At 44.1% G+C, this 22780-nt stretch carries 18 protein-coding genes and 1 tRNA gene; 11 read left to right on the top strand and 8 right to left on the bottom strand.

The genetic code is table 11. From position 1 onward, the window contains the following. Positions 1–59: 59 nt before the first annotated feature. The 4 genes from yajC to EDC16_RS05120 all read left to right on the top strand — a co-directional run bounded on the left by yajC (position 60) and on the right by EDC16_RS05120 (position 3851). Positions 60–359, top strand: a complete 300-nt coding sequence (gene yajC, locus EDC16_RS05135; protein ID WP_132966093.1) for a preprotein translocase subunit YajC — start codon at positions 60–62, stop codon at positions 357–359. Between the two features lie 36 nt (positions 360–395). Beyond that, positions 396–2243, top strand: a complete 1848-nt coding sequence (secD, locus tag EDC16_RS05130) for a protein translocase subunit SecD (protein WP_132966091.1) — start codon at positions 396–398, stop codon at positions 2241–2243. A gap of 88 nt (positions 2244–2331) precedes the next feature. Further along, positions 2332–3234: a protein translocase subunit SecF gene (gene secF, locus EDC16_RS05125; protein ID WP_132966421.1), complete on the top strand. Its 903-nt coding sequence runs from the start codon at positions 2332–2334 to the stop codon at positions 3232–3234. 380 nt (positions 3235–3614) lie between these two features. After that, positions 3615–3851 carry a hypothetical protein gene (locus tag EDC16_RS05120; protein WP_132966089.1) on the top strand — a complete coding sequence of 79 codons (237 nt, stop codon included), beginning with the start codon at positions 3615–3617 and terminating at the stop codon, positions 3849–3851. A 30-nt stretch (positions 3852–3881) separates the two neighbouring features. On the opposite strand, the gene EDC16_RS05115 is transcribed toward EDC16_RS05120, so the two are convergent. The 3 genes from EDC16_RS05115 to rpsO form a co-directional block, all read right to left on the bottom strand. Next, positions 3882–5105 (bottom strand): tyrosine-type recombinase/integrase, encoded by a 1224-nt coding sequence (locus EDC16_RS05115; protein WP_132966087.1) that lies wholly within the window; start codon positions 5103–5105, stop codon positions 3882–3884. 211 nt (positions 5106–5316) lie between these two features. Continuing rightward, positions 5317–5406 (bottom strand) — tRNA-Ser (locus EDC16_RS05110). A gap of 209 nt (positions 5407–5615) precedes the next feature. Next, on the bottom strand, positions 5616–5885 hold the full coding sequence (gene rpsO, locus EDC16_RS05105; protein ID WP_084256242.1) for a 30S ribosomal protein S15: 270 nt from the start codon (positions 5883–5885) through the stop codon (positions 5616–5618). 313 nt (positions 5886–6198) lie between these two features. On the opposite strand from rpsO, the gene gltB reads away from it, so the two are divergent. Beyond that, the gene (gene gltB / locus EDC16_RS05100; protein WP_132966085.1) at positions 6199–10659 is read left to right on the top strand and encodes a glutamate synthase large subunit; all 4461 of its coding nucleotides are present in this window, start codon (positions 6199–6201) and stop codon (positions 10657–10659) included. A 108-nt stretch (positions 10660–10767) separates the two neighbouring features. Further along, positions 10768–12177: an FAD-dependent oxidoreductase gene (locus tag EDC16_RS05095; RefSeq protein ID WP_132966083.1), complete on the top strand. Its 1410-nt coding sequence runs from the start codon at positions 10768–10770 to the stop codon at positions 12175–12177. Between the two features lie 51 nt (positions 12178–12228). Here the strand turns inward: EDC16_RS05095 and EDC16_RS05090 are convergent, their stop codons facing one another. Continuing rightward, entirely contained in the window at positions 12229–12648 is a 420-nt protein-coding gene (locus EDC16_RS05090) for a hypothetical protein (protein ID WP_208857776.1), read from the bottom strand. 232 nt (positions 12649–12880) lie between these two features. On the opposite strand from EDC16_RS05090, the gene EDC16_RS05085 reads away from it, so the two are divergent. Then, the gene (locus tag EDC16_RS05085) at positions 12881–13948 is read left to right on the top strand and encodes a 3-deoxy-7-phosphoheptulonate synthase (RefSeq protein ID WP_132966079.1); all 1068 of its coding nucleotides are present in this window, start codon (positions 12881–12883) and stop codon (positions 13946–13948) included. A 13-nt stretch (positions 13949–13961) separates the two neighbouring features. After that, on the top strand, positions 13962–15086 hold the full coding sequence (tyrA, locus tag EDC16_RS05080) for a bifunctional chorismate mutase/prephenate dehydrogenase (RefSeq protein WP_132966077.1): 1125 nt from the start codon (positions 13962–13964) through the stop codon (positions 15084–15086). 141 nt (positions 15087–15227) lie between these two features. On the opposite strand, the gene EDC16_RS05075 is transcribed toward tyrA, so the two are convergent. From EDC16_RS05075 to EDC16_RS05060, 4 genes are all read right to left on the bottom strand, one after another. After that, a complete protein-coding gene (locus tag EDC16_RS05075) occupies positions 15228–15497 on the bottom strand; it encodes a hypothetical protein (RefSeq protein ID WP_132966075.1) in 270 nt (89 codons plus the stop codon). A 160-nt stretch (positions 15498–15657) separates the two neighbouring features. Beyond that, entirely contained in the window at positions 15658–16149 is a 492-nt protein-coding gene (gene ilvN, locus EDC16_RS05070; RefSeq protein ID WP_132966073.1) for an acetolactate synthase small subunit, read from the bottom strand. Next, positions 16149–17867 (bottom strand): acetolactate synthase 3 large subunit, encoded by a 1719-nt coding sequence (locus EDC16_RS05065; protein ID WP_132966071.1) that lies wholly within the window; start codon positions 17865–17867, stop codon positions 16149–16151. Before EDC16_RS05065 ends, ilvN begins: the two co-directional genes overlap by 1 nt. Before the next feature lie 250 nt (positions 17868–18117). After that, complete coding sequence (locus EDC16_RS05060) at positions 18118–19653, bottom strand: Na+/H+ antiporter NhaC family protein (RefSeq protein ID WP_132966069.1); 1536 nt, start codon at positions 19651–19653, stop codon at positions 18118–18120. A gap of 550 nt (positions 19654–20203) precedes the next feature. Here EDC16_RS05060 and EDC16_RS05055 point away from each other — a divergent pair. The 3 genes from EDC16_RS05055 to EDC16_RS05045 all read left to right on the top strand — a co-directional run bounded on the left by EDC16_RS05055 (position 20204) and on the right by EDC16_RS05045 (position 22774). Continuing rightward, positions 20204–20611, top strand: a complete 408-nt coding sequence (locus EDC16_RS05055) for an H-NS family histone-like protein (RefSeq protein WP_132966067.1) — start codon at positions 20204–20206, stop codon at positions 20609–20611. Positions 20612–20688: 77 nt separating this feature from the next. Then, on the top strand, positions 20689–21525 hold the full coding sequence (gene purU, locus EDC16_RS05050) for a formyltetrahydrofolate deformylase (RefSeq protein ID WP_132966065.1): 837 nt from the start codon (positions 20689–20691) through the stop codon (positions 21523–21525). A gap of 346 nt (positions 21526–21871) precedes the next feature. Next, positions 21872–22774 carry an OmpA family protein gene (locus tag EDC16_RS05045; protein WP_132966063.1) on the top strand — a complete coding sequence of 301 codons (903 nt, stop codon included), beginning with the start codon at positions 21872–21874 and terminating at the stop codon, positions 22772–22774. The last annotated feature ends 6 nt before the right edge of the window (positions 22775–22780 follow it).

Genomic DNA, 22780 nt, shown 5'->3' with positions numbered 1-22780 from the left:
GCGGTGTCCGCTAAGTTTTATTCACTCGATTTTTTCAATTAACTTTAGAAGGATAAGAAATGGACGCTCAACAAGGTGGTGGAATGCAAATGATCTTTATTTTGGTCATTTTTGCCTTAATTTTTTATTTTATGATTTTCCGCCCGCAATCCAAGCGCAATAAAGAACACCGTAATTTGATGGCATCTCTGGCAAAAGGCGAAGAGGTGTTAACCAGCGGTGGTTTAATCGGTAAAATTACTAAAACTTCAGCAGAAAATGATTACATTGTGATCGCATTAAACGACACAACTGAAGTGACAATCAAAAGAGATTTCGTTGTTGCCGTTCTTCCGAAAGGTTCAATGAAGTCGCTGTAATTTTTCTCTTCCATACCGTTAAAAAGGGTATTAATTGTGTTAAATCGTTTCCCTTTATGGAAGAATCTGATGGTGATCATTTTGGTCGCCATCGGCATTTTATATGCTCTTCCAAATCTTTATGGTGAAGATCCTGCGGTGCAGATTTCCGGAACGCGCGGACAGCAAGCAGACAACACCACTTATCAACAAGTTCAACAAGTTCTACAGCAAAATCAACTGCCGGTTAAATCTTTGCAACTGGAAAACGGCTCGGTGTTGGCAAAATTCGGCAATACTGACGAGCAATTGTTAGCGAAAGACAAATTGGCTGAAAGCTTAGGCAGCAGCTATTCTGTTGCCTTGAATTTAGCGCCGGCAACGCCGGGGTGGCTGGAGGCGATTGGCGGCAGCCCGATGAAACTCGGATTGGATTTACGCGGCGGTGTGCGCTTCTTAATGCAAGTTGATATGAATACCGCACTTGAGAAACTGGAAACGCAACGACAAGATATGTTGCGTACTGAACTGCGTAAGGCTCGAATTGCTTATAGTAATATTCGTGCTGGCGATAACTATTCAACTATTGTCACCTTAGGTGAACAGGCACAGGCTTCAGAAGCACAAAGTTTGATTCGTCGCAGTAATCCGGATTTGACGGTAGCCAGCAACGGCAACCTTTTAACCGTAAATATGACCGAAGCCGATTTGGCACAGGTGCGTGAGCATGCGATTGAGCAAAATTTAACAATTTTGCGCAAACGGGTTGAAGAGCTGGGCGTTGCCGAGCCTATAGTGCAGCGCCAAGGTGCCGAACGTATCGTGATCGAATTGCCGGGGGTGCAGGATACTGCGCGCGCCAAAGAAATTCTGGGTGCGACCGCAACATTAGAGTTTCGCTTGGTGAATACCAATGCCAGTGCTGATGCCGCTGCGCGTGGCTTAGTACCATCTGATTCCGAAGTGAAAAATGATCGTGAAGGGCGTCCGGTGGTGCTATACCGCCGTGTAATTCTGGGCGGGGAACATATTACCGGTGCAACTTCAGGCAGCGATCATACTACGGGGCGACCGGAAGTGAATATCACCCTCGACAGTGAGGGGGGCAATCTGATGGCGGCAGCTACTCGTGATGCAATCGGTAAACCGATGGCTACGCTGTACAGTGAATACAAAGAGAGTGGTCGCTTAGACGATAAAGGCACGCCGATTCTTGAGAAACACGAAGAAGTGATCAACGTCGCGACGATTAACGACCGCCTGGGCAGCCGTTTCCGCATCAGTGGTATTGACAGCCCGGCGGAAGCATTAAACCTTTCGGTATTGTTGCGTGCCGGTGCCTTGATTGCACCGATTCAAATTGTGGAAGAGCGGACGATCGGACCGTCATTAGGGGCGCAGAATATCGCACAGGGTATGGAAGCCAGCGCTTATGGTTTGTTGTTTACCATTTTATTCATGGTTGTGGTCTATCGTAAGTTTGGGATTATCGCTAATATTGCTTTGGTGCTGAATATCGTGCTGTTGATCGGGGTGCTGTCTTTGTTGCCGGGCGCAACCTTGACCATGCCGGGCATTGCCGGAATCGTATTAGCCGTCGGTATGTCAGTTGATGCTAACGTTTTGATTTTTGAACGAATAAAAGAGGAGCTACGCAACGGGCGCTCGGTGCAGCAAGCGATTAATGAGGGCTATAACGGCGCATTCAGCAGTATTTTTGATGCGAATTTAACCACCATTTTGACTGCGATTATTCTGTATGCGGTTGGAACCGGACCGGTTAAAGGTTTTGCTATTACTTTGTCATTAGGGGTTGCAATCTCGATGTTTACCGCCATTACCGGAACACGAGCGATTGTCAATTTCCTGTATGGTGGCAAACGCATTAACAAATTATCGATTTAGTGGTGAGGATTGAATTGTGAATGTAAAAGCAAAACAAACGATAGAAATCGAAAATGGCGTTAAATTAGCGCGCAATGTTGTGCCGTTTATGAAATATCGCCCTTTGGGCTATATTTTTTCGGTAGCTGTAGTTGCCATATCGCTGTTTTTTGTGATCACCAAAGGATTTAACTGGGGCTTAGATTTCACCGGCGGTACAGTGATTGAGGCAACGTTCTCGCAACCTGCCGATTTGCCGAAAGTGCGGTCTGTGTTGGCGGAAAATGAGTTTACTAGTGCGATTGTACAGGCTTCCGGGGGCACAAGGGATGTGATGATTCGTTTACCGTCGGCAGACGGCGATACCACCATCGGACCGAAAATAATCAATATCCTACACGGCATTGATGCACAAGCAACCGTCAACAGTATTGAATTCGTTGGACCGAATGTCGGCAAAGAGCTGACTGAAGCCGCAATTTATGCTACGTTGGCAACTTTAATCATGCTGTTGTTATATGTTGGATTGCGCTTTGAATGGCGCTTGGGAACCGGCGCTATCTTGGCATTGGCGCATGACGTTATTGTGACACTGGGCGTATTTGCGGCATTGCAGGTAGAGATCGACCTCACTTTTGTCGCCGCGATTTTATCGGTTATCGGTTACTCGCTGAATGATAGTATCGTGGTATTTGACCGAATCCGCGAAAACTTCCGTAAAATCCGACGTATTCCAGCGGTAGAAATTATTGATATTTCTCTAACGCAAACGCTTGCCAGAACCTTGATGACCTCTGCCACCACATTGGTCGTGGTATTGGCGCTGTATATTTTTGGTGGACCAAGCATCCATAATTTCTCACTGGCACTATTGGTCGGGATTGGTTTTGGAACTTACTCCTCAATCTATATCGCCACTTCGTTGGCATTTGATTTAGGCTTGAGACGGGAGCATATGCTGCCACCAAAAATAGAAAAAGAAGGCGAAGATCAAGACGCGATTATGCCGTAAAAGTACAATACCGCAATAAAGTAACAATCCGCACGTTTCATGTGCGGATTGTTATTTAAACGTAATGTTAATTAATAAAGCCAATTGGCAAGATAGTCAATGCCGCCAAAGTACAGGAAAAGTAACAAGAACGGTAGACATATTAAGAAAGCCAAATAGAATTTTTTTGATACCACGCATAAAAGTGCAATGACACCACAAATTAAATGATACCATTTTTCCGGTTGGTAGTTTCACCGAAGAAAGCTGAATATCATTGCCGCGTTTTTATAAAAACAACTTATTCGAGGCTGTTGAATTAGTGGATCACTACATGTGCGCCTTGTCCGGTGTGGGTTTGTTTCTATAATAAGGTGAACGCTCATAAGGAAAAAAACAGAATGAAAAATCGAATAGCTTTACCATTGCTTATTATCCTGCTTGCCGTCAACGCCACGGCAACCGCTGGAACGCTGACAAAAGCCGTTGGCGCATACGTTGCTTATAAGTACATTACGCGCGATAAAGACAAGGAAAGCAAAGATAAAGCGAGCAAGCCGAAAGAAGAAGAGCGCTACTACTATGACGAATGTGAAGACGGCGAAGACGAAGACGGCGAAGAGTGCGAAGAATACTAAAAAGGCGGCATTACGCCGCCTGATGTTCGTTTAGCCATGCGCCTTGCATTCCGCTACATAATCCCCCCACTTCTGCATAAGCTCACGCCGTAGCGTTAAATAAGTGCTTTTATTGTACGCATTGCGCACACTGTCGCCGCTGATATGCGCTAAGCAAGCCTCTATTAAATCTTTGTTATAGCCGCAATCATTTAGATAGGTGCTGGCGATTGAGCGCATGCCGTGAGAAGTGAGCCGCCCTTTATAATAGCCCTTATCAATATTGACCGTGATCGCACGGTTTGCGGCTTCACTGTTACACGGCTGCGAGGGTTTGCGCTGGCTGGTGAAAACGTGCTTTTTATCACCGTTAAATAGGCGCATTTCATGCAAAATGGCTAAGGCTTGCGATGAAAGCGGCACAATGTGTTGGCGTGGTTTATCTTTCTTGCCTTTCATCTTCTCCGGCGGAATAGCCCATAACGCATTATCAAAATCAATTTCTGACCATTCCGCGCTAACCGCTTCCGCTGGGCGCACCATTGTAAGCAGTTGCCATTGAATTAATAATTTCGTTGTTGGCATAATTCGGCTATTTTGCAAACGTGATAGAAATTCGGGCAACTCGGACGGCTGAATTGTCGGCTGGTGTGTGGCTTGCACCTTGTAGAATGCCTTGCTTAACGAATAAAGCGGATTATGCGGCAACAAACCGCAAATAACTGCATATTCCATAATCTCACAAAAATAGATTACAACCTTGCTGCAAGTAGAATTGCGCGTTATAGACAAAGGGCGCAATTTCTCAACCGCCTCAAGCAGGGTTATATCAGCAAGTCGATAATGACCAAAAAGCGGGAACAGGTGCAATTTTAACCGGGCATATTCATCATCAAGCGTACGTTTTTTAACTTCTTTCGCTTTTTTCGGCTTCCACTGGGTTTCTGCGAAGTTAAAAAGTGTTTCAGCTTGCCGCATTGCCTCTTGATGGCTTTGGGCTTTGTGTTCTGTTGGATCTATTCCTTCCGTTAACAGCGTGTGAAAGCTATTTCGCTGTTCTCGGGCTTTCGCTAAAGAAATATAGGGATATTGCCCAATATTGATTTTTTTTCGGGCTTTTGTTGTCGGGTGGGTATAGATAAAGAGCCATAATTTAGAGCCGTTAGGCTTCACCAATAAATGTAGGTTCTGTCCGTCGCCTATTTTGTACTCTTTCGCTTGTGGAGTACTTTTTTTAATGAACTGGTCAGTTAAAAATCGGGTTGCTTTTGTCATTGCTTAAAATCTCAATATTAATTAAATATTTCGATTCGGTGTGACCTCAAAAAATCGCAATTTGCAAAAGGTCACAATCAAGGTCACACCGAACGCTGAACAATGACGAACAATAAAAAACAAAGAAAACCACTAAAACGGCTTTTTGACTTGAATTTAAAGGGAATTTTTAGACTTTGTGAACGTTGGCGAACGTTAAAAAACAGTGAAGTGGCGGAGGAAGTGAGATTCGAACTCACGGAGGGCGTAAACCCTCGCCGGTTTTCAAGACCGGTGCCTTCAACCGCTCGACCATTCCTCCGCACGGTTGACTCTTAACGAGTGGCGCAGATAATACAAATTTCGCTGGGGCAAGTCAACAGTGAATTTCAAATATTTATTTTGGTTGAGGGAATTATAAACAAAGTGTGGGGTTTTTAGGCAAGTGTACAATCTTGTTGTCAATAGTAGTTGATATTTCAGGCAGTAAAAAGCCCTGCATGGCAGGGCTTGAGAAATCAGCAGATTTGATTAACGACGTAAACCTAAACGTTCGATTGTCGTTGTATAAAGTGCCAGATCAGTACGTTTTAAGTAATCTAATAGTTTACGACGACGAGAAACCATGCGTAATAAACCACGACGACCATGGTGGTCTTTTTTATGGACAGAGAAGTGTCCTTGTAAGTGGTTGATTTGTGCTGTTAACAAAGCGATTTGAACTTCTGAAGAACCGGTGTCTTTTCCGTCACGTCCAAATTCAGCAACGATTTTTGCTTTTGCTTCTGCGCTTAGAGACATAATAACTCCTAAAAAATTTTAGTTAAAATACATCAATAGCCGATCTCTAATTCAGCTACGACAGGGAAGGCGCATTTTACTGTGAGTTGTTGAATATTGCAACACTATTGTAAAAGTGGCGAGAGTTTTTGCAGTAAAAATAATTGATAATTATTATCAAATCCAAATTAGAATAAATCTACTTTAATGATATATTTTTTGAAATTTATTCTATATATTGACGATTTATATAAAAATATTTTGACTGTAATCATATTTTTTTGTATTTTCTAACAATCTTAGAAAAATAATTAGACAGTACAGGAAGTTTATTATGCTTTATAACCGAGATGAGATCAGGGAGAACTGTGGTTTTGGTCTGATAGCCCATTTGGAGGGAAAACCCAGCCATAAGGTGGTGAGAACTGCGATTTTGGGCCTGTCGCGGATGCAACACCGTGGCGCGGTGTTATCTGACGGAAAAACAGGTGACGGTTGTGGTTTGCATATGCAGATGCCAAAACGTTTTTTCCGCTTTTTGGCGGAAGAACAGGGTTGGCGTTTGGGTAAAGAGTTTGCCGTCGGGCAGATTTTTCTGCCGACCGATCCGCAATTAATCGAACAGTATTGTGCGATAATCAAAGAAGAATTAACGCGTGAAACGTTGACGATTGCGGCGTGGCGCGATGTGGCGATCAACAAATCGGTGTTAGGGGAAATTGCAGCATCGAGTTTACCGATGATTAAGCAGGTGTTTGTCAATGCGCCGGCAGGTTGGGGGCGCACCGATATTGAACGCCGTTTGTTTATGGCACGCCGTCGGATTGAAGTGCGGATTGAACATCCCGATTTCTATATCTGTAGCTTGTCTAGCCAAGTGATTATCTATAAAGGCCTGTGTATTCCGAGAGATTTGCCGAAATTTTATCTGGACTTGGCAGATCTGCGCATGGAGAGCGGCATCTGCTTGTTTCATCAGCGTTTTTCGACCAATACTTTACCGCGTTGGAAGTTGGCACAGCCGTTCCGCTTTTTGGCTCATAACGGCGAGATCAACACGATTTCTGGCAACCGTGCTTGGGCGCGTGCTCGGGGCTATAAATACCACACGCCATTGATTCCTGACCTGCAAACCGTGGCGCCATTTGTGAATGAGAGCGGCTCGGATTCCAGTTCGTTAGACAATATGTTGGAATTATTCGTCAACGGTGGCATGGATTTATTCCGTGCCATGCGTTTGTTAGTGCCGCCGGCGTGGCAGTATAACCCGGATATGGACGATGAATTGCAGGCGTTCTACGATTTTAACTCGATGCACATGGAGCCGTGGGACGGCCCGGCAGGCATCGTGTTGAGCGACGGTACGCACGCCGCTTGTACGCTGGACAGAAACGGCTTGCGTCCGGCACGTTATGTGATTACGCAAGATAAGTTAATCACCATTGCCAGCGAAGTCGGCATTTGGGATTATGCTCCCGATGAAGTGGTGGAAAAAGGGCGGGTCGGACCGGGCGAATTGTTAGTGATTGATACTATCAACGGCAAGTTGATCCATTCCAACGAGATTGATGCGGAACTGAAACAGCGCCATCCGTACCGTGCTTGGCTGAATAAAAACGTATTGCGTTTAACCCCTTATGAAAACCTGCCGGACGACAAAATCGGCAAAGCGCAACTGGACAAAACCGCACTTTCGATTCATCAGAAACAATTTGCTTACGATAAAGAAGAGCTGGAAAATCTGATTCGGGTGCTGGGTGAAGACGGACAAGAAGCGGTCGGTTCAATGGGCGATGATGCCCCGTTTGCTGTGCTGTCCGAGAAACCGCGAATTCTTTATGATTACTTCCGCCAATATTTTGCGCAAGTCACCAACCCACCGATCGATCCGTTGCGGGAAAAGCACGTGATGAGCTTGAACACCAGTATCGGGCGAGAAATGAGCGTATTTTTCGAAACGGAGGGGATGTCGCATCGGGTCAGTTTCAAATCGCCGATTTTGCTGTATTCGGATATGCAGCAGTTGAAAGCCTTAGAACCGACTTATTACCAACACCAAGTGCTGGACGCAACTTACGATCCGCAGGATTTATCGTTGCAAGAGGCGCTGCTGAGATTATGCGATCAAGCCGAAAGTGCGGTGCGCAGCGGTTCAGTGTTGTTAATTATTTCCGACCGCACTTTGGCGAAAAACCGATTGCCGATTCCTGCGGTGTTAGCAGTGGGTGCGGTGCAACAACGTTTGGTAGATACCCACTTGCGCTGCGATGCCAATATTGTGGTTGAAACCGGTTCGGCACGCAATCCGCACCATTTCGCGGTGTTGATCGGTTTAGGTGCTACGGCGATTTATCCGTATTTAGCCTATGAAACATTGGCAGCCATGATCGCCGAAGGCGCGATTAAAAAACCAGTCCGGCAGGTGATGGCGAATTTCCGCGATGGTATCAACAAAGGCTTGTATAAAATTATTTCTAAAATGGGAATCTCTACTATTTCGTCTTACCGCTGCGCACACCTGTTTGAAGCGGTCGGTTTAAGTGACGAAGTTGTTGATCTCTGTTTCCGCAAAATCCGTTCACGGATTAAAGGCGCAGGCTTTGTTGAATTGGAAGCTGATTTGAAAGCATTGAATAAGTCGGCTTGGCGTGCCAGCCAGGATCTGGATAACGGTGGCTATCTGAAATATAAACCGCAAGGGGAGTATCACGCCTATAATCCGGAGGTAGTGAATTACTTACAGCAAGCGGTGAACAGTGGTGATTATTCGATTTATCGCCAATATGCCGAGACAGTAAACCATCGTCCAGCGACAACGTTGCGTGATCTGTTAAAACTGAATATTGATCCGGCGAAAAAAATCGACTTAGAACACGTTGAACCAGCGGAGGGGCTGTACAAACGTTTCGATTCTGCGGCGATGAGCATCGGCGCATTATCGCCGGAAGCGCACGAGGCATTGGCGGTGGCGATGAACCGTTTAGGCGGCTATTCCAACTCCGGTGAGGGTGGCGAAGATCCGAAACGTTATGGTACCGAAAAGGTCTCTAAAATCAAACAAGTGGCGTCTGGGCGTTTTGGCGTCACACCGGCGTATCTGATGAGTGCCGAAGTGATTCAAATCAAAGTGGCGCAAGGGGCAAAACCGGGTGAGGGCGGGCAACTGCCGGGCGATAAAGTCACCCCATATATTGCACAGTTGCGGTATGCGGTGCCGGGTTCGACGCTGATTTCACCGCCGCCGCATCACGATATTTATTCGATTGAAGACTTGGCACAGTTGATTTTCGACTTGAAACAGGTCAATCCGAAAGCGATGATTTCGGTCAAACTGGTATCACTGCCGGGTGTCGGCACGATTGCTACCGGCGTAGCGAAAGCCTATGCGGATTTGATTACCATTGCCGGTTATGACGGCGGCACCGGCGCTAGTCCGTTGTCGAGCGTGAAATATGCCGGTTCGCCGTGGGAATTGGGCTTGGCGGAAGCGCAACAGGCATTGGTGGAAAATAATTTACGCCATAAAGTGCGGTTGCAGGTCGATGGCGGTCTGAAAACCGGTCTGGATGTGATCAAAGCGGCGATTTTGGGGGCAGAGAGTTTCGGCTTCGGCACTGGACCGATGGTGGCGCTAGGCTGCCGTTATTTGCGGATTTGCCACCTGAATAACTGTGCGACCGGAATTGCGACTCAAGACGAAAAACTGCGTCAAAACCACTATCACGGTTTGCCGGAAAAAGCGATGAACTACTTCAAGTTTATCGCACAGGACGTACGCGAATTGATGGCGGATCTGGGCGTAACCAAGCTGACCGATCTGATCGGGCGCACCGATTTGCTGTCGATTATTGAAGGCAAAACCGCTAAACAGCATGCCTTAGATTTAAGTGGATTGCTGTATGCACCAAAAGTGCCGCAGGGGAGCGCTCGTTATTGCATGGAATCCAACCCGACGATGGACAAAGGCGATCTGAACAAAGCCATTGTTGCTGATGTGGCAACCGCACTTGCCGCTCAGACACAGGTGGACTTGAGCTACGATGTGCGCAACACAGACCGCTCGGTGGGGGCAACCTTATCAGGGATTATTGCGCAGCAATACGGCAATAAAGGTAACGATAAGCAACGTTTTGATATCCGCTTAAACGGCACGGTCGGGCAAAGCCTCGGTGTGTGGCTGGCTGGCGGCGTCAATCTGTATCTCATCGGCGATGCCAACGATTATGTCGGTAAAGGTATGGCTGGCGGTAAAATTGCGATCCGTCCGCACAGCGGTACCCTTTTCAAAGCTGAAGAGTCGACTATCGCCGGCAACACCTGTTTATACGGCGCAACCGGCGGCAAACTGTTTGCTTCCGGCAGAGCAGGAGAACGCTTTGCAGTGCGTAATTCCGGCGCAACGGCGGTGGTGGAAGGCATCGGCGATAACGGCTGTGAATATATGACCGGCGGCGTGGTGTGTGTGTTGGGTAAAACCGGGATTAATTTCGGCGCAGGCATGACCGGTGGTTTTGCTTATGTGCTGGATCTTGATGAAAAATTTGAATCACGTTTAAATCATGAACTGGTCGAAACACTGGCATTGGACGCATTGCCGACGCATCAAGAGTATCTGCGCGGTTTGATTGCCGAACACGTTGAAAATACCGCCAGTCCGTTAGGGGAACGGATTTTAGCCAACTGGAGCGACTATCTGACGCGATTCCGTTTGGTAAAACCAAAAGCAAAAGATGTGAATGCGTTATTGGGACACCAACGCCGCACCGTCGATGAGTTGCGGGTGGTAACTCAATAAGCGAGCCAAGCCAATCAGGGCTAAGCGAATAAAAATTAACGTGCGGTTAGCCGACCGCACTTTGGCTCTCAACGATAACAGCGTGAGTGACAAAATAGGAAACAGAATATGAGTCAGCAGGGAAATATTTATCAATTCATCGATTTGCCGCGCATCGATCCGCCGAAAAAAGCGTTGCAGGATCGCAAAACAAAATTTATCGAAATTTATCAGGTATATGAGCAACCGCAAGCGGCATCGCAAGCGGATCGCTGCTTGGAGTGCGGTAATCCGTATTGCCAACACAAATGTCCGTTGCACAATAATATTCCGAACTGGCTAAAACTGGTATATGAAAATCGGATTATCGAAGCGGCGGAATTGGCACATGAAACCAACACCCTGCCGGAAATTTGTGGGCGGGTTTGCCCGCAAGATCGGCTGTGCGAGGGTTCGTGTACCTTGAATGCTGAATTCGGTGCCGTCACCATTGGCAGTGTAGAAAAATACCTGACCGAAAAAGCCTTTGAGCTGGGCTGGCGTCCGACGGTGAAAGACGTACCGCATACGGGGAAAAAAGTCGCAGTGGTGGGTTCAGGACCTGCTGGCTTAGGCTGTGCTGAACAGTTGATTAAAAACGGCGTTGCAGTCACCGTCTATGAGCGGGAGCCGGAAATCGGCGGCTTGCTCACTTTCGGAATTCCGTCGTTCAAATTGGAAAAAGAGGTGATGATCCGCCGCCGCCAAATTTTCAGCGACATGGGAATTGAATTTAAACTCGGGGTTGAAATCGGCAAAGAGATCAGTTTAGAACAGCTGGCGGCAGAGTATGATGCGGTGTTTTTAGGCGTCGGTACTTACCAAAGCATGCAGGCGGAAATCCCCAATGAAAATGCCGACGGGGTCTATTCCGCATTGCCGTTCCTGATTGCCAATACTAAAAATGTGATGGGCTTGGCGTGTGACGATTTTGTCTCGATGGCAGACAAAAAAGTGGTGGTGCTGGGTGGTGGCGACACCGCCATGGACTGCGTGCGCACTTCGTTACGCCAACAGGCAGCACAAGTGACCTGTGTCTATCGGCGTGACCAAGCCAATATGCCGGGCAGCCGCCGTGAAGTGCAGAACGCCAAAGAAGAAGGTGCGGATTTCTATTTTAATGCACAACCGGTTTCGATTGAAACAGACGCACAAGGCAAGGTTGTCGGGATTAACATCGTGCGCACTGAGCTGGGTGAACCGGATGTCAATGGTCGTCGTCGCCCGCAAATCGTGGCAGGCAGCGAAGAATTGATGGTGTGCGACGCAGTTATCGTCGCTTTCGGCTTTGCCCCGCACGCCATGCCGTGGCTAAGTGCTGTCGGTGTCACCACAGACAGCCGTGGACGCATCGAAGCCAAAGGCGAATTTGAACAGCAAACCGCTAATCCGAAAATTTTTGCCGGCGGTGATATCACTCGCGGTTCTGATCTGGTCGTGACCGCTATCGCCGAAGGGCGCCAAGCTGCACAAGGAATTATGGCGTATTTGGAGGTTTAGGGTTTAACGCTATTTTAAGGCCTGCCATCTTCAGAAGATGGCAGATTTTCTTCAAAAACGGATTTGTTTTTCTGTATCATCGATTTTTAACATGTCTTCCAGTGTCTTGAAGTGGCTTTTCTTGGTAAAGGTTAAATAATCCGTCTTATCGAACTGGAAAGCGACAATTAAAAATTGATTTTGTTTCTTTTTGAAGAAAATGGTAATGGGTTGGGTTTGTGAAGTAATGAAGATCTTTTTAGTCCCTTTTTTGAAAGAAAACGCGCTAAAACCACCGAAAAAATGACTATTTTCAAAATGCGTGATGATTTTTGTTCTGGATCCTTCGGATAATACTTCGTAATAAATAATTTCTAAATAGTTAGGGTCTGTTGATCTTTGTTTATAATTTGAGCTATAGACTGTTTTTCGCATTACTTTTCGTACTACAGCGGCGTTAAAAGTCGTTCGTTTAGAATGACTAAACTTCACAACTTTTGCCTTATTTATTTGCAAAAAGAGGGGCGAAAAATAGTCTATAGCTCAAATTATAAACAAAGATCAACAGACCCTAGTAACTACGCAGTCAGATAGCACTTAGGTAAGTGCGGTAAGCTTAACATTAAATCCGGCTTGAAATTTTTCTAAAGATAGATTATTGTAATGATATTGATACAATGCGTGTAATAAAATATTTACACTTAAAATTAAGACAAGGACTTTTATGAATGCTGTAGCCAACAAAAATGCAATCCACAATGTCAATATTTATGATGAAAAAGTATTGCTAACACCACAAGAGCTAAAAGAAAAGCTTCCGCTCAGTACCGCACTTAGCCAACAAATCGAACAATCTCGCGGTGAGATTGCCAATATTATTCATAAAAAAGACAACCGGTTACTGCTGGTGATCGGGCCCTGTTCGATTCATGATCCAATCTCGGCATTGGAATATGCGCACAAATTAAAAGTTTTGGCTGATGAAGTGAAGGATACGATTTATGTGGTGATGCGTGTCTATTTTGAAAAACCGCGTACCACAGTCGGTTGGAAGGGGTTGATTAACGATCCGCACTTGGACGGCAGCTTTGATGTAGAGAATGGTTTACAGTTGGCAAGAAAATTGTTGATTGATTTGGCTGAATTGGGCTTGCCGCTGGCAACGGAAGCGCTTGATCCAATTTCGCCACAATATATGGCGGAGCTGTTCAGTTGGTCGGCAATCGGCGCACGCACCACCGAATCGCAAACCCATCGAGAAATGGCGTCAGGTTTGTCGATGTCAGTCGGGTTTAAAAACGGCACCGACGGCAGTTTGGCGACGGCGATTAATGCGTTGAAAGCCGCTTCGCTGGGACACCGTTTTATCGGCATTAACCAACAAGGGCAGGTCAGTTTGCTGCAAACCGCCGGTAACAAAGACGGGCACGTGATTTTGCGCGGCGGCAAAGCGCCGAATTATCAAGCCGAGTTTGTACAACAATGCGAACAGGAACTGGCAAAAGCCGGTTTAGAACAGTCGATTATGATCGATTGCAGCCACGGCAATTCGAATAAGGATTATCGCCGTCAGCCACTGGTGGCGGAAGATGCGGTGCAACAAATTTTGGACGGCAACCGTTCAATCACCGGTTTAATGCTGGAAAGCAATCTGTTTGCCGGTAATCAAAATTCCGAACAGCCGAAAAAACAATTGCAATATGGTGTTTCGATCACCGATGCCTGCATTGATTGGCAGACAACCGAGCAATTATTGCGTAAAATTCATCAACAATTATTGAACAGACCTTAATGGAGATTGCAGAATGCAACCTTTGCAACCTTTACGCGATGAAATTGACAAAGTTGATCGGGAATTATTAGGCTTACTGGAAAAACGCCTGAGCCTAGTGGCGGAAGTAGGACAAGTGAAACACCAACACGGCTTGCCGGTGTATGCACCGGAACGGGAAGCGGAGATGTTGGCGGCACGTCGCCAAGAAGCAGAAAAAATGGGAATTTCGCCCGATTTAATCGAAGATCTGCTGCGTCGGATTATGCGTGAATCTTACCAAAACGAGCATAAAAACGGCTTTAAAACCGTCAATCCGGCAATTAAAAAGATCGTGATTGTTGGTGGAAAGGGCAAGCTCGGCGGGTTGTTCGGGCGTTATTTTCAACTATCAGGCTATCAGGTTGAAAATTTAGGTCGAACCGATTGGCAACGTGCCGATCAGATTTTGTATGATGCCGACGTGGTGATCGTGACCGTACCGATTCGCAACACTTTAGAAACCATCGAGCGCCTGCAACCGCACTTGCGTGAAAATATGCTACTGCTGGATTTCACTTCCGTGAAACGCCAACCGGTTGAAAAAATGCTGCAAGTGCATCAAGGAGCGGTATTGGGCTTACACCCGATGTTCGGCCCGGATATCGCCAGTTTCGCCAAACAACTGATTGTGCGTTGTGACGGGCGCTACCCTGAACGTTATCAATGGATTTTGCAGCAAATGCAGCTTTGGGGCGCAACCGTTTATGCGATTGATCCTGCCGAGCATGATAAAAATATGACCTATATTCAAGCCTTACGCCATTTTGCGACTTTTGCCAATGGATTGCACTTATCGCGCCAGCCGGTTGAATTATCAAAATTATTAGCTCTGTCCTCTCCGATTTACCGTTTGGAATTGGCGATGATTGGGCGCTTGTTTGCGCAAGACGGCGAGCTGTATGCGGATATTATTTTGGACAAACCGGAAAATTTAGCGGTGATTGAGTCTTTAAAACAGAGTTATGAAGAAGCGTTATGTTTTTTTGAACAGAATGACCGCGCCGGATTTACCCAAGCTTTTAAACAGGTCAGCGACTGGTTCGGCAACTATTCCGAAGTCTTTATGAAAGAGAGTCGCCAATTGTTACAGCAGGCAAATGATTACAAACAGTTTTAACGTTTAAAGGCTACCGTTTGGCAGCCTTTATTTTCTATCGCTTTTCGTCATGTTTGATCGCATCTTTCACCGCACTCTTGATAGCAAAAAGCATACCGATAACCATGGCTAGAAGAATAAGCAAAACAATTGTTGTTTCCATTATATTTCCTCCTGTGAAAGGTTGTCTTGATATTTTCTTAGCTCTTTACTGCATAATAAAATCCCATATGCAGCGAAAGCTAACAATATAAGGTTAATTCCCTTAAACCACCAACTATATTGTCCATATAGTACAACAGGCATAGCCAATAGTGCAACCTTGGCTAGATCTTCCAAATTCCTTGCCCATGAATCAGATGTTTCCTTTTTTATTGGTCTTTTCAATAGATACCAATTGGTATTTTTAAAATAATGGTAACGAGTTTTCATATTTTCTCCGCTATAAAATCCAGTATAAGAATAAGGGATATTACCTATCCTGTTTAGATTGGGAAAAAAGATTGTGATGAGGATCGTAAAATATTGTTTTTATTGATTGAAAAAGATACCGCACTTTGCCTTTGTAAACAAAGTGCGGTTTGGGATTAAATTACAAACAGTTTTTTTCGCCACGCGATAGGCTGATCAACCCAGAGCGAACGACTTCAATCACCTCGGTTTCTTGTTTGACCGATGCGATAAACGCATTCAGTTTATCTTTCGTGCCGGCGAGCTGGATGGTGTAGCTTTTTGGTGTTACATCAATAATTTGCCCGCGATAAATATCGGATAAACGTTTGACCTCGTCGCGAGAATTGCCTTGTGCCCGCACTTTGAGCAGCATAATTTCGCGCTCAACATGCTCACAATCACTGAGGCTGATCACTTTGAATACATCGACCAGTTTATGTAATTGTTTCTCGATTTGCTCCAGCACTTTCTCTTCGCCAAAGGCTTCGATTGTCATGCGTGACAAGGTCGGGTCGTCTGTCGGAGCAACGGTCAGACTTTCAATATTGAACGCTCGTTGTGAAAATAGACCGATAACGCGCGATAATGCGCCGGATTCATTTTCTAATAAGACTGAAATAATTCTACGCATTATGTTCTCTCCGTTTTACTCAAAATCATCTCGTTCATGGCGCCACCTGCGATTTGCATCGGGTAAACGTGTTCGGTTTCATCGACCAGAATATCAACGAACACCAGCTTGTCTTTAATGGAAAAGGCGTGTTGCAATTTCGACTCCAACTCATCCGGGGTGTTGATTTGAATACCAACATGACCGTAAGCCTCCGCCAATTTGACAAAATCCGGCAGTGAATTCATGTAGGATTGGGAATGGCGCCCGGCATAAATAATATCCTGCCACTGTTTCACCATGCCTAAGAAACGGTTGTTCAAACTGATGATCACCACCGGAATATTGTATTGTTGAGCAGTGGACAGCTCTTGAATATTCATTTGAATGCTACCATCGCCGGTGATGCAAACCACACAGGCATCGGGATATGCCAATTTCACGCCCATTGCCGCCGGCAAGCCGAATCCCATCGTACCAAGACCACCGGAATTGATCCAATGGCGTGGTTTATCAAATGGATAATAAAGTGCGGCAAACATCTGATGTTGACCGACATCGGAAGCAATATAGGCTTGCCCGTGAGTTATTTTATAAATGGTTTCTACCGCTTGCTGTGGTTTGATCACGTTGCTGCTGTGTTCATAATTCAAACATTGGCGAGCGCGCCATTGCTCTATTTGCCGCCACCACTCCGCTAATGAAGCTTGTGATTTTAGGCTGGCTTCGTCGCTTAATAATGATAAAAATTCATTTAAGACCAAATCGGCACTGCCGACAATCGGAATATAGGTGTTGACGTTCTTCGCAATAGACGTTGGATCAATATCAATATGGATCACTTTGGCATGCGGACAATATTTTTCTAAATTATTAGTAGTGCGGTCGTCGAAGCGCACCCCGATGGCAAGGATCAAATCACTTTCGTGCATGGCATTATTGGCTTCAAAGGTGCCGTGCATGCCCAGCATACCAAGAGACTGCTTATCAGTTCCCGGAAATGCGCCCAAGCCCATCAAGGAGCTGACCACCGGCAAATTCAATTTTCTAGCAAATTCGGTGGTTTGTTCGGCACAATTGGCATTGATAATTCCGCCACCGACAAACATAACCGGTTTTTGTGCAACGAGTACTGCTTTTAGTGCGCGTTTGATCTGTCCTTTATGCCCGTGAATATTGGGATTGTAGGAACGTAGATTGATATTTTTCGGATAAACATAAGGAATTTTATTTACCGGATTGACAATGTCTTTCGGCAGATCGATCACTACAGGACCTGGACGCCCGCTTGCGGCTAAATAGAAGGCTTTTTTGATAGTTTCGGCTAAATCTTCTACTCGTTTGACCAAAAAGCTGTGTTTGACCACCGGACGAGAAATACCAACCATATCGCACTCTTGGAATGCATCGCTGCCGATTAAAGCACTACGAACTTGACCGGAAAAAACCACCAACGGAACGGAGTCCATATAAGCGGTGGCGATACCGGTAATTGCATTCGTAGCACCGGGACCGGAGGTGACCAAGACGCAACCGACTTCTCCGGTGGCGCGGGCATAGCCGTCCGCCATATGTACTGCTGCTTGTTCGTGACGCACTAAAATATGTTCAATGCCGCCATGGGTTTGAATCGCATCATAAATATCTAAAACAGAGCCGCCGGGATAACCAAAGACGAATTTGACACCTTGATCTTGGATAGCCTGTACGATAATTTCAGCACCCGATAATTTTTTCATTACGCCCCCTGAGGTAAGTTAGCCATATTCATTAAATATGCTGTTATTTTTACGCCAACTGATTTCGGTTGTCTACTCTTTTTTATTGGGATTCAAGGTGTATTTGGGCAATTTAAAAGATTTAAATTCTATATAAATTAAAATTTCGATATTTTATAAAATAAAAGCAATTGAAAATAAAAAAAATGCGATAATGTATCGCATTTTATAAAATCTAAAAAATTATCTGCTTATGTTAAAAAAGTGCGGTTTATGTCTTTGTTGGTCTTTTCTTAAACAATAAAATTAATCCAATCATAACAATGCCTGTCGCCAAAAAGCCTAGCCAGCCAGACTGAGTAAAACCGACGACTAAATAACCGACCGCAGAAGAGGTGGCAACCAACATCGCATATGGCAGCTGCGTGGTAACATGGTCAATATGGTTACAGCTTGCGCCGGTGGAAGACAAAATAGTGGTATCTGAAATCGGCGAACAGTGATCACCGCACACCGCACCAGCCATCACCGCAGAGAGACAAGGCAGCAATAGTGCCGGATCCGCATTGACGGCAATAGACGCAGCAATCGGTAGCATGATGCCAAAGGTTCCCCAGCTGGTGCCGGTTGAAAATGCCATCACTGCAGACAGAATAAAGAGCATCACAGGCAGAAAACCGATCGCAATCGAACCACTGACTAAGCCGGACAGATATTTACCGGTGTGCATATCGCTGACAATAGTATTGATGGTCCAAGCAAAAAACAGCACCAAGATAGCACCGAACATTGACTTGATTCCCAAAGCGTAAGCGCTAACATACTCTTTCAGCGAAATTTGTTTGGAGCTTAATGCACAGAGTGTTGCTGTGATTAACGCGGCGAGACCGCCGACAACCAACGACGTGCCGACAACGGTATTTTCAAACGCACCTAAGATAGAAAACGGTTGTCCGTCTGCGGTCAGACTTTGTGCACCGGTGTAGATCATCATACTGATTGTACCGATAATCAAAACGAAAATCGGTAGAATCAAATCCATCACCCGCCCCTGTTTACCGTTTGAAATATCATCCGAAATGGCTTCGGCGTTTTCGGCATTGCGTTCGAAGTGTGCCATCGGGCCGATATCAAAGGAAAAAATGGCGACGATAAAAACCAACACTAAGGCGAAGATTGCATAAAAATTCATGCCAATCATCGCAATAAATGCGCCGATCGGCGAATATTCGGTGATGGCATGGGTTGCTAACAAGCCACCTATCAGGGTAATGATATAAGCCCCCCAACTGGAAATCGGCATGATCACACACATTGGCGCAGCGGTAGAATCCAATAAATAGGCTAACTTGGCACGAGAAATTTTATATTTGTCGGTGACAGGGCGGGCAATAGCACCAACAGCCAAACTATTAAAGTAGTCATCGATAAAAATAAAAACACCTAAAAACACGGTCAGCAATTTTGCGCCACGTTTTTGTTTGATATGTTTTTGTGCCCAGTTAACAAAAGCCTGGTTACTGCCGGAAATAGTCAGTAATGAAGTTAAAATCCCTAATAGAATCAAAAATATAATGATATTAGTATAATCTGCGTTCAGCGCACCGTCACTATACACGAGAGAAGAGACGCTGGAAAATGTGTAGTGTGCGGCGTCCAGTAAATTGCCGCCATTTAACATCAAAGCACCGACAATAATTCCGGCACTCAGCGACAACAATACTCTGCGAGTGATGATCGCTAAAGAAAGCGCCAATAAAGGCGGAATAATTGACCAAACTGAAGTGGAAAAATCAACAAAATCCATAAGAATTCCATAAATAAAAGTAATTACAACTGATCTGAGGCTATTTATCTCTCTCAATCGTTGAGAGGTAGCAGGGTGTTGTTACTAATAAAAGATAAACAGAGCCTAAAAGTTTCTCTCTGCAAATGCCAAAGACTGGGTAGGGAAGAGAAACAGCGAAAGACTACAATAAGTATTAAGAAAAACCAAGCTATATCAGCAAATTTCAACTGTGAAAGTGCGGTATTGCTACTGTTTTGTCGAAAATCATATGGCATTTTTGCTGAGCTAACCAGTGTATCATGACACTAAACGGCACTTTATATGTAACGATTTTTAGTGTTTTGTAGGCTAATTTATGTGATAATTTTTTGATTATTAAGAAAATTTGACGGTACATTGTGACGGCACATTGATAACAGGTAGAGGTTGTTGTGGGGCTTGATTGAATCTAGTATATACGTTTATTTTTATAATGATAAAAGAATAAATTGATAATTTTTTTATTTTGTTTTATATTTATTATTAAATATAAAACAGTGTTGTTAAACTTTAAATTATAGGATTGATTATGAGTGAATTGATTAAAAAATTATCTAACCTACGCAGCTTGAGAGTATTGGCAAAAGATCTTTCTTTAGAACATTTAGAGGATATTGCTGCCAAATTTTCGAGTGTAATTGAAGAGAAAAAACAAGAGCTCTCCGCATGGAAAAAACAAGAAGAAGAGCGTATGCAGAAGTTAGCTTCAGTTAAAGCTCAAATCGAAAACAGTGGATTGAGCAAAGAAGAGTTAGCTGCACTTTTATTGGATGGGGTTCCGGCAGCTGTGCGTAAAAAGCGTAGCCAACGTCCGGCAAAATACCGTTATACCGATGAAAAAGGTGAACAAAAAACTTGGACGGGTCAAGGCAGAACACCTAAAGCTATTCAAGCTGCATTAGACAGTGGTAAAGCGTTATCAGATTTTGAAATTTAACAATTAATCTTATTATAAGTAACTTATTAAAAATAAACCCTTAAAGGGTTTATTTTTTTCTATATGAAGAAAAGCATATGATTGAAAATAAAATATTATTAACCGAATGTTCCGACGATAAAGGCTTAATGGCGAAAATTGCTAATATTTGTTACAAACACCAGTTGAATATTACCCATAATAGTGAATTCGTTGATAATGGCTGTAAACGCTTTTTTATGCGTACCGAATTGGAAGGGATTTTTAATGATGAAATGCTGAACACTGAATTAAGTCTAGCTTTGCCGCAGGGGGCAAAATATAACATCATTACCCGCAAAACCAAGCGAATTGTTATTTTAGTTACGAAAGAAGCCCACTGTTTAGGTGATATTCTGATGAAAAATTATTATGGTGGTTTAGATGTTGAAATTGCCGCAGTAATTGGAAACCACGATGCTCTGCGTGAATTGGTCGAACGTTTTGATATTCCGTTTCATCATGTCAGCCATGAAAATCTAACTCGGGAAGAGCATGATCAACGCTTGGCTGAAAAAATTGATCAATACCAACCGGATCTGATCATTTTAGCTAAGTATATGCGCGTGTTGAACCCGAAGTTTGTTCAACGCTATCCTAATCGAGTGATTAATATCCACCATTCGTTTTTACCCGCTTTTATTGGGGCAAAGCCCTATCAGCAAGCCTATGAACGTGGCGTAAAAATCATTGGAGCAACCGCACATTTTATTAATGACGAGTTGGATCAAGGCCCGATTATTATGCAAAATGTGATTAATGTTGACCACACCTACGATGCTAAAGCCATGATGCGTGCCGGGCGTGATGTTGAAAAAAGTGTGTTAACCCGAGCACTTGATTTAGCGCTTAATGATCGTATTTTTGTTTATGATAATAAAACAGTCGTTTTGTAGTGCACAAATAACCCCCCTCTGAAATAGTTTCTCTGCGTGATAATTTTCATGCAGAGATTACCCTCTTTACAGTATTTATAAATTATATACAGTCAATAAAATACTATTGTAATGCCTATCAATTTAATCAATTAATTACTTTTTTTCTTGTTTATTCCCTTATCTATTTAATATGTAAGGTTTTTTTAAATTCCTGTTTGATTGATAATAGTAAAATTATAACTTGTATGTCAGTAAACAGTATGTTATAAAATGCAACCATAAATTACTGTTGTTAACTGTAAATTTACAAATCGTTATATTTTTAATACCAACCTATTTTAACTCAATCAAAAAGGAGTTTTTGATGAAGCAATACCTTGCGATCGGCATCGCATTATTTACGTTAAATGCATGTTCCTTACCTCAGTCTGCTAATACAGGTCCTCTTGAACATTGGGACAACTATTCTGAGCAAGGGATTAGCAGTAAAGACATACAATCAAATCAAGGTTTGGTGGTTTTTTATCGTGAAGCGAACATTGATGGTCCGGCTGTCAATATTTACATTAATGGTGATTACCAAGCCTCGTTATTGGATAATGGCTTTAGTGCAGTAGCATTATGTGCCAATCAAAATTTGCTCACATCCTCTTTAAGTACCAATACTAAGGGGGGCAACCGCACTCATGGAATCAAATTTATCTCCCCAAGCAAACAAATTACCTATATCAAAGTAAAACAAGTTAAAAATTCTGTTCCGGTATTTGAATTTGTCAAACCGGAAGTGGCAATCAACGAGTTGAAAGCCGTAAAAATGCAGACTCAAACCTTGTCGCGTGTTAAACAGTTGGATTGTGAAACCAATGGTTATGCTTTGATCTCAACTTCAATCAACTCAAATATTGCTTTTCCTTTGAATAAGCATAATTACAACGATTTGTCTGTTGCGGGCAAACAAGATATTCAAGCATTTATTTCTGAAATCAAAGCGTTAAATCAGAAAGCAATAAGTAAAATTGTGGTTAATGGTTACACCGATCCGGTAGGTGCCGAAACTTACAATCAAACATTATCTGAAAAACGTGCAACAGCAGTCAGCGATGCCTTGAAACAAGAAGGTGTAGATTTGCCGATTGTCGCAATTGGATACGGCGAAAAAGAGCTGATCGTTGATAGTTGTGCAGCAGAATCGCGAAATAAGGCGGAACGGAACGAATGTAATCTTCCTAATCGTCGTGTAGAAATCGTTGTTTATGGTCAAGAGTAATCATAG

Origin of the sequence: Testudinibacter aquarius (assembly GCF_004342725.1) — a bacterium.
Classification (GTDB): domain Bacteria; phylum Pseudomonadota; class Gammaproteobacteria; order Enterobacterales; family Pasteurellaceae; genus Chelonobacter; species Chelonobacter aquarius.
Note: the sequence above shows the minus strand (reverse complement) of the source record. Positions and strands in the feature narration are given on the sequence as shown.

What these genes read in the sequence shown, in the direction of transcription:
- EDC16_RS05120 (WP_132966089.1), top strand. Translation starts at nt 3,615, where the DNA reads ATGAAAAATCGAATAGCTTTACCATTGCTTATTATCCTGCTTGCCGTC.
- EDC16_RS05045 (WP_132966063.1), top strand. Translation starts at nt 21,872, where the DNA reads ATGAAGCAATACCTTGCGATCGGCATCGCATTATTTACGTTAAATGCA.
- rpsO (WP_084256242.1), bottom strand. Translation starts at nt 5,885, where the DNA reads ATGTCTCTAAGCGCAGAAGCAAAAGCAAAAATCGTTGCTGAATTTGGA.
- EDC16_RS05115 (WP_132966087.1), bottom strand. Translation starts at nt 5,105, where the DNA reads ATGACAAAAGCAACCCGATTTTTAACTGACCAGTTCATTAAAAAAAGT.
- ilvN (WP_132966073.1), bottom strand. Translation starts at nt 16,149, where the DNA reads ATGCGTAGAATTATTTCAGTCTTATTAGAAAATGAATCCGGCGCATTA.
- tyrA (WP_132966077.1), top strand. Translation starts at nt 13,962, where the DNA reads ATGCAACCTTTGCAACCTTTACGCGATGAAATTGACAAAGTTGATCGG.
- purU (WP_132966065.1), top strand. Translation starts at nt 20,689, where the DNA reads ATGATTGAAAATAAAATATTATTAACCGAATGTTCCGACGATAAAGGC.
- EDC16_RS05095 (WP_132966083.1), top strand. Translation starts at nt 10,768, where the DNA reads ATGAGTCAGCAGGGAAATATTTATCAATTCATCGATTTGCCGCGCATC.
- gltB (WP_132966085.1), top strand. Translation starts at nt 6,199, where the DNA reads ATGCTTTATAACCGAGATGAGATCAGGGAGAACTGTGGTTTTGGTCTG.
- EDC16_RS05075 (WP_132966075.1), bottom strand. Translation starts at nt 15,497, where the DNA reads ATGAAAACTCGTTACCATTATTTTAAAAATACCAATTGGTATCTATTG.
- secF (WP_132966421.1), top strand. Translation starts at nt 2,332, where the DNA reads ATGAAATATCGCCCTTTGGGCTATATTTTTTCGGTAGCTGTAGTTGCC.
- EDC16_RS05085 (WP_132966079.1), top strand. Translation starts at nt 12,881, where the DNA reads ATGAATGCTGTAGCCAACAAAAATGCAATCCACAATGTCAATATTTAT.
- EDC16_RS05055 (WP_132966067.1), top strand. Translation starts at nt 20,204, where the DNA reads ATGAGTGAATTGATTAAAAAATTATCTAACCTACGCAGCTTGAGAGTA.
- EDC16_RS05065 (WP_132966071.1), bottom strand. Translation starts at nt 17,867, where the DNA reads ATGAAAAAATTATCGGGTGCTGAAATTATCGTACAGGCTATCCAAGAT.
- yajC (WP_132966093.1), top strand. Translation starts at nt 60, where the DNA reads ATGGACGCTCAACAAGGTGGTGGAATGCAAATGATCTTTATTTTGGTC.
- EDC16_RS05060 (WP_132966069.1), bottom strand. Translation starts at nt 19,653, where the DNA reads ATGGATTTTGTTGATTTTTCCACTTCAGTTTGGTCAATTATTCCGCCT.